Annotated in this window: 18 protein-coding genes and 1 pseudogene; 16 read left to right on the top strand and 3 right to left on the bottom strand. The window is 65.1% G+C overall.

The window, feature by feature from the left end; all coding sequences use genetic code 11:
* Positions 1-29: 29 nt before the first annotated feature.
* Positions 30-83: pseudogene (locus Mschef_RS18410) on the top strand (hypothetical protein); the annotation flags it as partial.
* Here Mschef_RS18410 and Mschef_RS18070 read toward each other — a convergent pair.
* On the bottom strand, positions 62-784 hold the full coding sequence (locus Mschef_RS18070) for a hypothetical protein (protein ID WP_176212415.1): 723 nt from the start codon (positions 782-784) through the stop codon (positions 62-64). The pseudogene Mschef_RS18410 and the gene Mschef_RS18070 sit on opposite strands and share 22 nt — an antisense overlap.
* Before the next feature lie 226 nt (positions 785-1,010).
* Between Mschef_RS18070 and folE the strand changes: the two genes are divergently transcribed.
* From folE to Mschef_RS06580, 14 genes are all read left to right on the top strand, one after another.
* Positions 1,011-1,619, top strand: a complete 609-nt coding sequence (folE, locus tag Mschef_RS06515) for a GTP cyclohydrolase I FolE (RefSeq protein ID WP_425480067.1) — start codon at positions 1,011-1,013, stop codon at positions 1,617-1,619.
* A 53-nt stretch (positions 1,620-1,672) separates the two neighbouring features.
* Complete coding sequence (locus Mschef_RS06520) at positions 1,673-2,362, top strand: RNA polymerase sigma factor (RefSeq protein ID WP_081127053.1); 690 nt, start codon at positions 1,673-1,675, stop codon at positions 2,360-2,362.
* A 237-nt stretch (positions 2,363-2,599) separates the two neighbouring features.
* A complete protein-coding gene (locus Mschef_RS06525; protein WP_081127054.1) occupies positions 2,600-4,126 on the top strand; it encodes an FAD-dependent oxidoreductase in 1,527 nt (508 codons plus the stop codon).
* 203 nt (positions 4,127-4,329) lie between these two features.
* Positions 4,330-4,590 (top strand): DUF2249 domain-containing protein, encoded by a 261-nt coding sequence (locus tag Mschef_RS06530; RefSeq protein WP_081127055.1) that lies wholly within the window; start codon positions 4,330-4,332, stop codon positions 4,588-4,590.
* Between the two features lie 100 nt (positions 4,591-4,690).
* Positions 4,691-6,031 (top strand): hypothetical protein, encoded by a 1,341-nt coding sequence (locus Mschef_RS06535; RefSeq protein WP_197686748.1) that lies wholly within the window; start codon positions 4,691-4,693, stop codon positions 6,029-6,031.
* A gap of 2 nt (positions 6,032-6,033) precedes the next feature.
* The gene (locus Mschef_RS06540) at positions 6,034-6,564 is read left to right on the top strand and encodes a DUF2249 domain-containing protein (RefSeq protein ID WP_197686749.1); all 531 of its coding nucleotides are present in this window, start codon (positions 6,034-6,036) and stop codon (positions 6,562-6,564) included.
* Positions 6,561-6,896, top strand: a complete 336-nt coding sequence (locus Mschef_RS06545; RefSeq protein ID WP_081127058.1) for a metal-sulfur cluster assembly factor — start codon at positions 6,561-6,563, stop codon at positions 6,894-6,896. Before Mschef_RS06540 ends, Mschef_RS06545 begins: the two co-directional genes overlap by 4 nt.
* Complete coding sequence (locus Mschef_RS06550; RefSeq protein WP_081127059.1) at positions 6,893-7,129, top strand: hypothetical protein; 237 nt, start codon at positions 6,893-6,895, stop codon at positions 7,127-7,129. The genes Mschef_RS06545 and Mschef_RS06550 overlap by 4 nt, the downstream gene beginning before the upstream one ends.
* Positions 7,130-7,217: 88 nt before the next feature.
* Positions 7,218-7,541, top strand: a complete 324-nt coding sequence (gene fdxA / locus Mschef_RS06555; RefSeq protein ID WP_081127060.1) for a ferredoxin FdxA — start codon at positions 7,218-7,220, stop codon at positions 7,539-7,541.
* 4 nt (positions 7,542-7,545) lie between these two features.
* Positions 7,546-7,914 carry a zinc-finger domain-containing protein gene (locus tag Mschef_RS18415; protein WP_081127061.1) on the top strand — a complete coding sequence of 123 codons (369 nt, stop codon included), beginning with the start codon at positions 7,546-7,548 and terminating at the stop codon, positions 7,912-7,914.
* Positions 7,911-8,897, top strand: a complete 987-nt coding sequence (lipA, locus tag Mschef_RS06565; protein ID WP_081127062.1) for a lipoyl synthase — start codon at positions 7,911-7,913, stop codon at positions 8,895-8,897. Before Mschef_RS18415 ends, lipA begins: the two co-directional genes overlap by 4 nt.
* 319 nt (positions 8,898-9,216) lie before the next feature.
* Positions 9,217-9,561, top strand: coding sequence for a carboxymuconolactone decarboxylase family protein (locus tag Mschef_RS06570; RefSeq protein ID WP_081129869.1), 345 nt, complete (start codon positions 9,217-9,219; stop codon positions 9,559-9,561).
* 18 nt (positions 9,562-9,579) lie between these two features.
* Positions 9,580-10,530, top strand: a complete 951-nt coding sequence (locus Mschef_RS06575) for a PLP-dependent cysteine synthase family protein (RefSeq protein ID WP_081127063.1) — start codon at positions 9,580-9,582, stop codon at positions 10,528-10,530.
* 61 nt (positions 10,531-10,591) lie between these two features.
* Complete coding sequence (locus Mschef_RS06580) at positions 10,592-11,053, top strand: carboxymuconolactone decarboxylase family protein (protein ID WP_081127064.1); 462 nt, start codon at positions 10,592-10,594, stop codon at positions 11,051-11,053.
* Between the two features lie 238 nt (positions 11,054-11,291).
* Here Mschef_RS06580 and Mschef_RS06585 read toward each other — a convergent pair whose 3' ends face one another.
* Together Mschef_RS06585 and Mschef_RS06590 are read right to left on the bottom strand one after the other, a co-directional pair.
* Positions 11,292-11,738 (bottom strand): biotin/lipoyl attachment domain-containing protein, encoded by a 447-nt coding sequence (locus Mschef_RS06585; protein WP_081127065.1) that lies wholly within the window; start codon positions 11,736-11,738, stop codon positions 11,292-11,294.
* 88 nt (positions 11,739-11,826) lie between these two features.
* Entirely contained in the window at positions 11,827-12,249 is a 423-nt protein-coding gene (locus Mschef_RS06590; protein ID WP_277921485.1) for a hemerythrin domain-containing protein, read from the bottom strand.
* A 10-nt stretch (positions 12,250-12,259) separates the two neighbouring features.
* On the opposite strand from Mschef_RS06590, the gene Mschef_RS06595 reads away from it, so the two are divergent.
* Positions 12,260-12,619 (top strand): thioredoxin family protein, encoded by a 360-nt coding sequence (locus Mschef_RS06595; RefSeq protein ID WP_197686751.1) that lies wholly within the window; start codon positions 12,260-12,262, stop codon positions 12,617-12,619.
* The last annotated feature ends 9 nt before the right edge of the window (positions 12,620-12,628 follow it).

Raw genomic sequence — 12,628 nt, forward strand, 5'->3', positions numbered from 1 at the left:
ATTCCCTGCAATCCACCTGCGAGCACCACATGGCGGCGATCCGTGGCGTGGTGCGCCTCGCTTATTCGCCGAAGCGGCGGGTGATCGGCATTTCCAAGCTGGCGCGGCTGGTCGAGGCCTGTGGCTGGTGCCTGCAGATCCAGCAGTGCAGGGAAGCCAGCTTGACCTTCTTCAACCCCAGCGCCTGTGCCACGTCGTACATTGCTTGATTGGTGATGCGGTGCCCGTTCTCGTCATAAGAGAGACCGTGCACGGCTTGCAAGTCGGCCATCACCATGTCGTGAATATCATGCGAAAGCAGATGGTCGAACAGCCAGCCGGCCCAGAACACACCGTGCGGGTCGGTTCCCTCGCTGACCAGTCGCTTGGCTAGCGTCGCACCCTTGAGATCGGCCGGTGCCGTGGGCAGATTGATGCCCATCGCCGTGGCGTGCTTGAGCCCGTCGGTGACGTAGAAATCCATCGCGGCGATCCAGTCATTGACCTTCTTGGAGCCGTACTGCTTGGTCAACTTGCCGACCTCAGCATGCACGGTCTTTTCGCCCAGCATCGACACCAGTGCTTGCTGGAAGCTGAAATGTTCGACGCCGCCACCGGCATCGACCAGCGCCGCGGTGACCTCAAGGTTCGGTTTACCGTCGTAGACCGGGCCGCCGAACCAGTTCATGCCCTGCATGTTCGGGGTCGCGGCTAACGCCGCGCTACCGTAGAACGCGGTGGCGAGGCCGGTCAGGGAGACCGCAAGCGCCGTCAGGACCGCAAATAGTTTCGCTTTCTTGAACATGATCGTTCTCCTATGGGTGGATGAGCGGACGCGGCAAGTGCAGCGAGCGGACGGCTCCGATGTCTTGCCGGCGCCTATGTGATGCAGCAGCGGCGCGCAGGTTCCGGCGCATGGCGCCGATGGCTTCCACGGGCGTACCGATGACGGGAACCTCGTGCGCGGTCGCTGCATCGGATCGGTGTCATTCACTACCGAATCCGCAGCCATGCTCGAATCCGATCTGGTCATGTCTTCCGCTGTTTCCGTGGCGCCTGCGGGTATTCCCGAAGTACGGCGTCCGTCGCGGGCCGAGGCGGAAGCTGCGGTGCGCACGCTGATCCGCTGGGCCGGCGATGAGCCATCACGCGAGGGTCTGCGGGCGACGCCGGCCCGCGTGGTACGCGCCTACGAGGAATGGTTTTCTGGCTACCGGCAGGATCCCGCCAGCTTGCTCAAGCGCACGTTCGAGGAGGTCGGCGGCTACGATGACCTGGTCATGTTGCGCGACATCCCGCTGCAGTCGACGTGCGAGCATCACATGGCGGCCATTCGCGGAGTGGTGCACATCGCCTACCTGCCGAACCGTCGGGTGGTCGGTATTTCCAAGCTGGCGCGGCTGGTCGAGGCTTGCGGGCGGCGTCTGCAGATCCAGGAGCGGCTGACCGCCGAGATCGCCGATACGCTGGCCCATGTACTGCAACCGCATGGCGTGGCGGTGATCATCCAAGCAAGTCACGACTGCATGTCCTCACGTGGCGTACGCCTGCATGGGGTCGCGATGCTGACCCGGCGTCTGCTCGGTCAGTTCGCGCAGGAACCACAGCGGCGGGAAATCCTGTCGCTGCTCGCCGGTTGAAGCGGGAACCTCAGGACGGCGGCTGCATCTCATCGGGTGTACAAGGAATCACCATGTCAGTCCATGCCCATGCAACACCCATCGATTACGCCGCGCTGGACGATCGCGCGCTGGTGGCATTGGTCCGGGGCGGCCAGCGCGAAGCCTTCCGGCACATCATGCAGCGTTGCAACCAGCGCTTGTTCCGCATCGCGCGCAGCGTGGTAGGAGAGGATGCGGAAGCGGAGGATGTGCTGCAGGAGTCGTACCTGCGCGCCTATCACAAGCTGGATTCGTTCCGCGGTGATTCGACTCTGCTGACCTGGCTGACCAGCATCGTGCTGAACGAGGCGCGCGGCCGGCTGCGCAAGCGCCACAGCATGGTTGGGCTGGAGCAGATCGACGCGGCGCCCGACGACACCCACCAGATCATCCAGTTCCCGTCCAGGTTTGGCAACGAGGATCCGGCCGTGTCGGCCGCCCGTGCGCAGATCCGTCATCTGCTCGAACACGCCATCGATGGATTGCCGGAGACGCTCCGCACGGTCTACGTGATGCGCGAACTCGAAGAATGCACGGTGGAAGAAACAGCCATCCAGTTGCGGATCAAACCGGAAACAATCAAGACCCGTCTGCATCGCGCGCGCCGTTTGCTACGCGCTTCGTTGCAGGCAACGCTGGCGGACACACTGAGCGAGGCATTCCCGTTCATGGGCCGGCGCTGCGCCCGTCTGACCGAGGCGGTGATGGCGCGGTTGCCGTAACCTCTGCACCTCATAAGCACGCACGTCCAGAAGTGCAGACTCGACAAGTTGCCGCAATCTGGCCACCTCGCGCATCAACAGTGCGATGCCGCCCCAATGGAGCGGGCCGTGAGCCTCCGATGCCGGTTACGTTGGGTAACGCCATGCGACTTTCGGTCGCCGTGATGCGTGGCGTTATCGGCACTGCCCAGATTGTCCACGATAGAGCCCCATTCATCGGCATCCGGAGGTAACACCATGAACGAAACCCAGCATCTCGACGGCCCTGATCTGCGCCGGGGCGTGGCACGGGACCAGTTGACCGAAGGCCAGCCGCTATTGGGTCACGTCGATGGCGAAGCAGTGATTCTGGTGCGGTGTGGGACCCGGGTCGACGCGGTTTCGGCCACCTGCACGCATTACGCAGGCCCACTCGCCGAGGGCGTGGTGGATGGCGAACGCGTGTACTGTCCTTGGCATCACGCCTGTTTTTCGCTACGCAGCGGCATGGTGCTGGGTGCCCCGGGCCTGAATCCGCTGCGCTGCTACACGGTGGAAGAACGCGACGGTCGGGTGTTCGTAACCGTGCCACGAACGCCGCCGCGGCCCGCGCCGCCACCGCGCAATCCGGCCAGCGTGCTGATCGTCGGTGCTGGCGCCGCCGGCGAAGCCGCCGCCACGGAGCTGCGCCGCGCCGGTCATGCCGGATCCATCACCCTGCTGGCGGCTGAGCCGGATACGCCGGTCGACCGGCCCAATCTGTCCAAGGATTATCTGGCCGGCAAGACGCCGCCGGAGTGGCTGCCGCTGCGCGGCGCCGAGTATTGGCAAGAACAGGACATCCGGTTGCTGCCCGGTGCACGCGCCACGGCACTGGATACGGCGGCGCGTCGCGTCATGTGCAGCGACGGGCGCCAGTTCGAATACGCCGCGCTGTTGCTGGCCACCGGCGCGCAACCGATTCGGCTGTTGATTCCCGGCGCGGACGCCTCTCACGTTCATGTGCTGCGCAGTCTGGCCGATACGCAGGCCATCCTGACTGCCATCGAGCGCGGCGCGCGACGCGTGGTGGTGATCGGCGCCAGTTTCATCGGATTGGAGGTGGCGGCCGCGCTACGCGCACGCGCCATCGAGGTGCGCGTGGTCGCGCCCGAGACGCGTCCGCTGCAGCGCGTGTTCGGTGCGCGCCTGGCCGATTACCTGCGCGGCGTGCACGAGGCGCTGGGCACGGTGTTCCATCTCGGCCGCAAGCCCGCCGCGATCCATGCCCATGCGGTGGAACTCGACGATGGTGCGCTGCTGCCCGCCGACCTGGTGGTGATGGGCGTGGGCGTGCGCCCCGATGTCGCGCTGGCCGAGCAGGCCGGTTTGCGCATCGACAATGGCATCGTGGTCGATCGTTACCTCGCCACCAGCGTCGCCGATGTCTGGGCTGCGGGCGATGTGGCCAACTGGCCCGACGCGCGCGGTGGCCAGCGTCAGCGCATCGAACACTGGGCGCTGGCACAGGCGCAGGGCAAAGCCGCCGCGCGCAATCTGCTGGGCTTTGTCGAGCCTTTTCTCGAGGTGCCGTTTTTCTGGAGCCAGCATGGCGATTTGACCCTCAGCTACGTGGGCCATGCCACGCACTGGGATGCGCAGGAAGAAGAGGGCGATCCGGCTTCCGGCAATTATCTGTGCCGTTATTTGCTGGACGGCAGCGTGCGGGCCGTGGTCAGCATCGGCCGCGACCGGGACAGCCTGCGCGCCCAGATCGCGATGCGGCACGCCGTCAGCGCAAGCTGAATCCGCAGCGCGCCGGGCGCGGCGCCTGCTTCTGTCACGGCGGTTCGTGTTATCGCTGCATGACGGTTTGGACTGTGCTTAAAGAGGCATTGACAATGCATGTTACGAAGCCTAATCTTGCCTTGCTGCGGCACGTGTCATCTCGCTTGCGCGCGCAAGTACGGCAGCCCTTATCACGCATTCCCCAACACTTGGATGAAGCCATGTCTCAAGCCACCCCGACTTCTGTTGCACCCGAGATCGATGTGCGTCCGTTGATCCCCGCGCAACGCCACGCCAGGATCTTTGAATTGGTTGCCGCGCTCACCCCGGGCGGTGCTTTCGTGCTGGTCAACGATCACGACCCCAAGCCGCTGTATTACCAGCTCGAGGCCGAGTATCCGCGGCAGTTTTCGTGGACGTATGTGGAAAACGGCCCGCGGGTGTGGCGCGTCGAGATTCGCAAGCTCGCGCGCGCCGCCTGAGCCGCGCGTTGCATGAAAGTGCGGCCGAGCCGAAAACCGGCCCGGCCACATCGATCCGAGGAAACCTGTCGTGGTTGGCGTTTCACTCTCGCGTTGGACGATGACCTACTTTGCCGCAGCCCTGGTCGCGCTACTGACGGCGGAGGTCCTGATGAGCGTGGGCTGGGGCTACCCGAACGCCGTGCTGGCCGCTCCCTCCACGCTGGTGCTGGTGCACCTGGTCACGCTGGGATGGCTGAGCCTGTTGCTGTGCGGTGCGCTGTTCCAGTTCGTGCCGGTGCTGGTGGCCAAGCCGCTGCGCCATCCACAACTGCCATTGATCACCTTGCTGCTGCTGGTGGCGGGCATATCGACGCTGCTGCTGGGTTTTCTGGGATTGCGCGGCACCCTGAGCACGCGCTGGGCGCTGTTTCCCATCGCCAGCACGCTACTCGCCGCGGGCTTCGGACTGGTGCTGTGGAATCTCGGCCGTACCCTTGCCTCGGCGCGTCCGCTGACGCTGCCGGCGCGTTTCGTGGTCGTGGGCCTGCTCGGTCTGGTCGCCACGGTCGCGCTGGGCATCACTTTCGCCTTGGTGCTGGGCGCCGATGTCACCGCGCCGTTCGCGGTGCGCCTGTTCGCCTATGGTCTGCCGCTGCACATCATTGCCGGTCTGGGTGGTTGGCTCAGCCTGACCGCCATGGGCGTGAGCTATCGCCTGCTGGCGATGTTCATGCTCGCGCCCGAGTCGGATCGGCGCAGTACGCGGGCGGTGTTGCTGTTCGGCGCGGGCGCGCTGGGCGTGAGCGTGCTCGGCGGCACGGTCGTGATCGGATTCGATCACGGCATCGCGGCGGTACTTGCCGTCGCGGCGCTGCCGGGACTGTTGGCAATCGCCCTGTATGTGCATGACCTCGTGCACCTGTATCGCGTGCGCAAGCGCCGCGTGATCGAGCTCAACAGCCGGATGGCCGCGGCGGCCGTGGCCTCGCTGGCAATCGCCGCCGTGCTGCTGATCGTATTGGTGGGCACGGAATCGCTGACGCGGAACGTCGCTGCGCTGGTGTTTCTGATTCTGTTCGGATGGCTGTCAGGGCTCGGTCTGGCCAAGCTTTACAAGATCATCCCGTTCCTGACCTGGCTGGAGTGCTATGGCCCGGCGCTGGGCAGGGCGCCCACGCCGCGCGTGCAGGATCTGGTCGCCGAACAGCGCGCGCGCAAGTGGTTCGCGTTGTATTTCGCGGCGGTCTGGATCGGCACCGGCGCGCTGCTGGACCATGCGGCGGGACTGTTTCGCGTGGCGGCGGCGCTGCAATTGATCGCGACCGCAGGCATCACCGTGCAACTGATCCGCGCGCGCCGTCTGATCGATGTGCCCGCGCCGGTGCGCTTTCCCGCCGGCAGCCGCCGCCCGGCGCTTTTGTTCGCCGCGCTTGATGCGCGCCCCACCACAGGAGGTTGATGATGACTGACTTCGTCGATTTGGACGTACGCCCGATCTTGAAGCGCGGCGGCGAGCCGTTCGAGCACATCATGGCGGCCGTTGTTGCGTTGAGGCCCGATCAGGGCCTGCGCCTGCTGGCCACATTCAAGCCAACGCCACTGTTGAGCGTGCTGGGCTCCAGAGGCTACACGCACAGCGCGCGCGAGATCGGCGATGGCGACTGGGAGGTGCTGTTCACGCCCGCGCCAACCGCTGTGGATGCGTCGGCGCCCGCTGCGGACGATGACAACGCGGCGCAGGTCTGGCCCGCGCCGGCGATCACGCTCGACCACCGTGATCTCGATCCGCCCGAGCCGATGGTGCGCATCCTGGCCGCGCTGGAATCGATGCGGCGCGGTGAAGTGCTGGCGGCACTACTGTGCCGTGAGCCGATATTCCTGCTGCCGGAGCTGGTCCAGCGCGGCCATGCCTGGCGCGGCGGATTCGAGTCGGACGGGAGCACGTATCGCATCCTGGTGCGCGTTGGCGGCGAGGCGCGGAGCACGTCATGAGCAGTACCGACATCGTGCCCGTGGCCGAACGCATCCGCACGGCGCTGCGTGTCGTGATCGATCCCGAGCTGGGCTACAACATCGTCGATCTCGGGCTGATCTATGACATCGCCGTCGACGTGGCGGGTGCTGCGCGCGTGCTGATGACCACCACCACGCGTGGCTGCCCGGCCACCAGTTATTTGCAGGAAGGCGCACGCCACAGCGCGACGCAGGTGGCGGGTGTCACCTCGGTCGAGGTCGTGATGACGCACGAGCCGCCCTGGTCGCCGCAAAACATGAGTTCCGCGGCCAAGCAGCACTTTGGCATCCCCGAGGAGGGCGCAGCATGAGCCATACGACGCCGGCAACGAATGCCCAGCGCATGCGCGCAGCGCCATGCGGGTCCGCGGGGGTGGTCGGCATTCTCTTGGCCAGTCTGGAGGCGCTGGCCGCGGCCGGGCAGGTCGACGCCGCCTGCCGTTTCGCCGGGCAGGCCTGTGTGAGCTTGCGTCACGACGATGCGCACGGCGAGCGTCAATTCAACGCGCTGCTGCATCGCCTGGCGCCGCGCGTGCCGTGGTGAGCACACATGCACCAGGCCGCGATGCGCAGCGCGTGCGGCATGTCACGTGCTGGCCCGGCCATGCCGCGCCAGGTTCCAGGAGTCTGCCATGACCCACGTCGTCACCGACAACTGCATCAAGTGCAAATACACCGATTGCGTGGAGGTGTGCCCGGTCGACTGTTTCCACGAGGGCCCCAACTTTCTGGTGATCGATCCCATCGAGTGCATCGACTGCACGCTGTGCGTGGCCGAGTGTCCGGCGCAGGCCATTTTTCCCGAGCAGGATGTGCCCGGAGGCCAGGAGCACTTCGCGCAGATCAATGCCGAACTGGCACCGCGCTGGCCGGTGATCGACAAGAAGATCGCCGCGCCGCCTGATGCGGAGCAATGGAACGGCGTGGCCGACAAGCTGCCCCATCTGGAGCGCTGAAGTCATGACCACACAAAAACTCGATGGCGCCATCGATCCGGTCAGCGGGCGGCCGGTTGGCGCGAGCGAGCGCATCCGCGAAATCTCCTGGACCGATCTGCCCCTGGGCTGCCCCATGCCGGACCGCAGCCTGTGGGATGTGCATCCGCGCGTCTATCTGCCGATTCATCTCAGCGGCCGCGAGCGCTGTCCCTACTGCAGCACGCTTTATGTCCTGCGCGACCCGCAGCCCGGTGATGCGGTGCCGGCATTCGCCAACGCACAGATCGAGCAGTGCTACCAGCGCGCCCTGGCGCGCAGCATGCGCCACGCAAGCACGCCCTTGCCCGTCACGCTCACCGCGCCCTCCGCCCATTCCGGTCGACTCTCATGAATCAGTCCGATCCCGTCCCCGCGCCACGCGATGGCAGCAAATATGTCACCGCCGAGGGCACCCGTGCGGTCAAGGGCGGATTGCGCCCGCATGCGCGCAGCAGCGTGCCCGACGTCGATCGCAAGCCGCCATGGTTGCGCATCGCGCTGCCCAGCGGCGCGGGCTACGACAAGGTACGTGGCATCGTTCACGGCCACGGCCTGCACACGGTGTGCGCCGAGTCGAAGTGCCCCAATATCGCCGAGTGTTGGGGTCGCGGCACCGCGACCCTGATGCTGATGGGCGCGGTCTGCACCCGCGCCTGCAGATTCTGTTCCGTGAGTACCGGCAACCCGCACGGCTGGCTGGATGCCATGGAACCGCCGCGTGTGGCCGAGGCCGTTGCGCTGATGGGACTGAAATACGTGGTGCTGACTTCGGTCGATCGCGACGATCTGGCCGATGGCGGCGCGGCGCATTACGCGGCCTGCATCCGCGCGATCCATGCGCGCACGCCGGCGGTCGCGGTGGAGGCGCTGACGCCCGACTTTGCCGGCGACCTCGCCGCGGTGGCGAACGTGCTGGATGCTGGGCTGGTCACCTACGCGCAGAACATCGAAACCGTCGTGCGCCTGACCCGGCAGGTGCGCGATCCGCGCGCCGGCTACGCGCAAACGCTGCGTGTGCTCGAGTTCGCCAAGCGGCACGCGCCCGACACGCTGACCAAGTCCAGCCTGATGCTGGGGTTGGGCGAAACCGATGTCGAAATCGAGCAGACCCTCGATGACTTGCGCGCCGCGCAGGTCGCGATTGTCACCCTGGGGCAATACCTGCGTCCGTCGCCAAACCACCTGCCGGTGGCGCGCTTCGTGGCGCCCGAAGAATTCCACCACTATCGCGACCTAGCGCTGGCCAAAGGCTTTGTCGAAGCCGTCGCCGGACCACAGGTACGCTCGAGCTATCGCGCCGAGCGCGTGCTGGAGCACAACAATGTGGGTCTGTAAGTCGAAGAAGCCGTCCGGGTTCCGACGTTGCCACGCGCGACACGCCTGCCGCGCAGGAGATCCATCATGTCGCCGATCGATCAAACCTCACACCCGCGCCATCCCGCGATCCAGCAGGCACATGGGATGCATCCGGCGCCCGCAGTGGCGACACCGCCGCGTGCAGTGAAGGGCGCGCGGAATGTCCGCGAGCGCCTGCTTGATGACACACTGGCGGATAGTTTCCCGGCCAGCGATCCACCGTCGTGGACGCTTGGCCGACGCGCTTCAGCGCGGCGGTCGCCCTGATCGATTCCCGTATTTTTCGAAGGAGAGCATCATGGAACACTCAATCTACCCGCAAGCCAGCGCGGAGCTGGCACGCAAGCGCCGCGAGCTGGCACCAGCCACGCTGGATGCCTTCAAGGCCTTCAGCGCCCAGGTTTTTGCCGACGGCGCATTGCCGGGCGTGACCAAGCAATTGATCGCGGTCGCGGTGGCGCACGTCACGCAGTGCCCTTATTGCATCCGTGGCCACACCGAGGCCGCGCTCGAGCACGGCGCCAGCGAGCAGGAAATCATGGAGGCCATCTGGGTCGCCGCGGAGATGCGCGCGGGCGGGGCCTATGCGCACTCGGCGCTGGCCCTAGACGCCATGCAACAGGCGCATGCGGCGTCACGCTGATGCCCGGAGAAAACACCCGTGAATACACGCTTTGCAGGCGTCTCCGCCAGCATCCTCGATGCGATCGGCGACACGCCGTTGCTCGAGATCGAGGGTATCTACGCCAAGCTCGAATTCCTCAATCCCTCCGGCTCGATCAAGGCGCGCATCGCCAAATACATGATCGTGCGCGCCGAACGCGAGGGTCTGCTCAAGCCCGGTGGCACCATCGTCGAGGCCACCAGCGGCAACACCGGCAATGCCCTGGCGATGGTCGCCGCGGTCAAGGGCTACCGCATGCTGGTGGTGATGCCGGAAGGCCTGTCCAGCGAGCGCGTGGCGATCTCGCGCGCCTATGGCGCCGAGGTGCTGTTTTGCGGGCGCTTCCACGTCAACGATGCGCTGGCCAAGGCGCGGGAGCTGGGCCGGCAGCCGGGTCATTTCTGCCCGCGTCAGTTTGATTCGGAATGGAATGTCGAAGAGAACCGCCTGGTGTTGGGCCCCGAGATCCTGGCGCAACTGCCGGCTGGCCGCGTGCCGGACGCGCTGGTGGCCGGCGTCGGCACCGGTGGCACCCTGATCGGCGTCGGCCAGGCATTTCGTGCGATCAATCCCGCAGTGCGCCTGTTCGCCATGGAACCCTCGGAATCGTGCACGCTGTTGTGCGGCGAAATCGCCCTGCACCAGATCGAAGGCATCTCGGATGGCTTCGTACCGGGTATCTTCCAGCGACATGCCAGTCTGGTCGACGAGGTGCTCAGCGTCTCCAGCGGCGAGGCCATCGAATCGATGCGTCATCTCGCGCGCCGCCATGGCCTGTTCTGCGGCCCCAGCTCGGGCGCACACCTGCTGGCCGCGCGCCGCGTGCGCGAACGCCATCCCGAGTTGCGCACCGTGGTCACGCTGTTCTGCGACGAGGGCGAGAAGTACTTGCAGGAACACTTCATGCGCGGCGACAGCGTCACCGTCAACGCCGGACACTTCGCGTGAGCCCGCCGCGTGCCGAGCAGGAGCGTTGCGTTGCAGCGATATTGTTGCCCAGGAGGCGTTCGTGAATACCCGTATCGACTATCGCAAAGCTTCGCCCGATGCCTACCAGGCCATGCGGGGCCTGGAAGCTGCCGTACACCGCGCGCGGCTGGAGCATGCGCTGCTTGAATTGGTGAAGATGCGCGTCTCGCAGATCAATGGCTGTGCCTACTGTCTGGACATGCACAGCAAGGATGCCCGCGCCGCCGGTGAAACCGAACAGCGCTTGTACCTGTTGCCGGCGTGGCGCGAGGCGCCGCTTTATTCAGCGCGTGAACGGGCGGCCCTGGCATGGGCCGAGGCAGTGACGCAGGTTTCGATGAACGAGCTATCCGACACGCTGTACGCCGATGTGCGGGAGCATTTCAATGAGAAGGAGATGGTCGATCTGACCTTGGCCATCATCGCCATCAACGGCTGGAACCGCCTGGCGATTGCATTTCGTGCGGATGTGGGAGGTCATGTCGCCCAGCCGGTCGGGTAGCACTGTCCAGCAAGACACACGCCCCCAGCGGTCAAGGAACGTTGCAATATCGCCCGCCACCACCGTGATGGCGACCTACGGATGCCACTCGGCAACAGTGCATCAATCTATCTAGAGCGAGAGCTTGAGAGACTGGTCGCATCAGCGGCAGAGAGCATCAAGATCGAATTGATTGCCGCTGATCGAGTTTGAATCCAGGCCGGTATGGGTGCAGTCGAGCACAGCATGCGGGCGACCCTCAATCCGAGCAGCGCATGCATTGCACGTCATAGCGTTGGATCCAGGCTTCGAGCGCGACAACGGCCTGCGCACCGGTGGTGACATGGTCCAGCGCATGCGCCGCGTCATCAGGCTTGATGCGCGCGATCCATGCATCGCCGTAGGGATCGATATTGATCAGATGCGGCTTTTCCAGCAGCGCTTCGTTGCGCGCCACGATCACCCCGGCGCAAGGGCTCGGCACTCCGCCCACCCACTTGCTGCTTTCCAGCGTGGCGACATGGCGCCCGGCATCCACGTGGACGTCCAGTTTCTTGATGCGCGCATAGTGCAGGCGGCCCGCGATGGCCTGGGCAGGATCGGTGACCCCGAGGGTGAGGGTGCCATCGTGTTCAGGACGCACCCAGACATAGTCGAGGTCGTAAAACAGGTTCGCAGGTATTTCGCAGCCATGAAATTCGTTCATATCGATTGCTCCGCACTACAACACATTGCTCACGATGGTGCGCGTCAATATCCGACATCCATCAGCTTGCGCACCGATCTGTGGCGACCTATTGCAAGCTCAGGAGAAGTTCGTTCGCAGCGCGGCCTTGATCCGGCATGATCGCGGCGAGATGGGGATAAAGCTCGGATTCTTCCTTGCTGTCATGTTGCTTGAGCAGGGCGCGTACCGTTCTCAGCAATGCAGCGAATTCTTCATCGTCGTGCGCAGCGATGGCTTCAGCCATCTCCTGGATGAACACGCGCAGATCCTGGTGCCCCTTGCGCAATATCGCGGTCAGCGCAGGCTCGGCATTGCCCGGTTGCGTCTCAAAAGCCGGAAACAGCAGCGTCTCTTCCACCACCATGTGGCCGTCCACGAGGCCATGGCGGAATCGTTGCAATAGATCCGCGGCTTCACGCCAGTGACCCTCGTGCACCGCCTTGGCACCAGTCTCCAGCAGCACGTCCAGGCGCTCATGATCATGGCGCATGATCTGTTCTATGCTTTCCACGGAATACTCCTTGGCTGGTCGGGTGGGTGAAAGGTTGGGTGGCGGCGCGAGCAGTCGGGCCAGCAGTGGTGCGGATGAACTTGACCGTCGCGCGGGAGCGGTGAAAGTGAAAGTACAACTTCTGGTATCCAAGTGGTGTCCTACTTGCCCGCAAGCGGAAAAGATCTGGACCGAAGCCGCACAGCGGGTGCCCATGGAGTTCGAAATCCTGGATGTCGCGGAACGCAAAGGCCGTGAAGTGGCGAGCCGACTGCGCATCAGGACCGTCCCTGCGGTGGTCATCGATGACGTCCTCAAGATGGTAGGCGCACAACCGCTTGCGGATGTACTGAAAGTGCTGGGCGTCTGAGGTCCGCAT

The sequence above is a fragment of the Metallibacterium scheffleri genome (genome assembly GCF_002077135.1).
Lineage (GTDB): Bacteria > Pseudomonadota > Gammaproteobacteria > Xanthomonadales > Rhodanobacteraceae > Metallibacterium > Metallibacterium scheffleri.

What these genes read in the sequence shown, in the direction of transcription:
- Mschef_RS06540 (WP_197686749.1), top strand. Translation starts at nt 6,034, where the DNA reads ATGACTGACTTCGTCGATTTGGACGTACGCCCGATCTTGAAGCGCGGC.
- Mschef_RS06595 (WP_197686751.1), top strand. Translation starts at nt 12,260, where the DNA reads ATGCTTTCCACGGAATACTCCTTGGCTGGTCGGGTGGGTGAAAGGTTG.
- Mschef_RS06535 (WP_197686748.1), top strand. Translation starts at nt 4,691, where the DNA reads ATGACCTACTTTGCCGCAGCCCTGGTCGCGCTACTGACGGCGGAGGTC.
- Mschef_RS06570 (WP_081129869.1), top strand. Translation starts at nt 9,217, where the DNA reads ATGGAACACTCAATCTACCCGCAAGCCAGCGCGGAGCTGGCACGCAAG.
- folE (WP_425480067.1), top strand. Translation starts at nt 1,011, where the DNA reads ATGTCTTCCGCTGTTTCCGTGGCGCCTGCGGGTATTCCCGAAGTACGG.
- Mschef_RS06520 (WP_081127053.1), top strand. Translation starts at nt 1,673, where the DNA reads ATGTCAGTCCATGCCCATGCAACACCCATCGATTACGCCGCGCTGGAC.
- Mschef_RS06545 (WP_081127058.1), top strand. Translation starts at nt 6,561, where the DNA reads ATGAGCAGTACCGACATCGTGCCCGTGGCCGAACGCATCCGCACGGCG.
- Mschef_RS18415 (WP_081127061.1), top strand. Translation starts at nt 7,546, where the DNA reads ATGACCACACAAAAACTCGATGGCGCCATCGATCCGGTCAGCGGGCGG.
- fdxA (WP_081127060.1), top strand. Translation starts at nt 7,218, where the DNA reads ATGACCCACGTCGTCACCGACAACTGCATCAAGTGCAAATACACCGAT.
- Mschef_RS06585 (WP_081127065.1), bottom strand. Translation starts at nt 11,738, where the DNA reads ATGAACGAATTTCATGGCTGCGAAATACCTGCGAACCTGTTTTACGAC.
- Mschef_RS06530 (WP_081127055.1), top strand. Translation starts at nt 4,330, where the DNA reads ATGTCTCAAGCCACCCCGACTTCTGTTGCACCCGAGATCGATGTGCGT.
- Mschef_RS06550 (WP_081127059.1), top strand. Translation starts at nt 6,893, where the DNA reads ATGAGCCATACGACGCCGGCAACGAATGCCCAGCGCATGCGCGCAGCG.
- Mschef_RS18070 (WP_176212415.1), bottom strand. Translation starts at nt 784, where the DNA reads ATGTTCAAGAAAGCGAAACTATTTGCGGTCCTGACGGCGCTTGCGGTC.
- lipA (WP_081127062.1), top strand. Translation starts at nt 7,911, where the DNA reads ATGAATCAGTCCGATCCCGTCCCCGCGCCACGCGATGGCAGCAAATAT.
- Mschef_RS06525 (WP_081127054.1), top strand. Translation starts at nt 2,600, where the DNA reads ATGAACGAAACCCAGCATCTCGACGGCCCTGATCTGCGCCGGGGCGTG.
- Mschef_RS06590 (WP_277921485.1), bottom strand. Translation starts at nt 12,249, where the DNA reads ATGCGCCATGATCATGAGCGCCTGGACGTGCTGCTGGAGACTGGTGCC.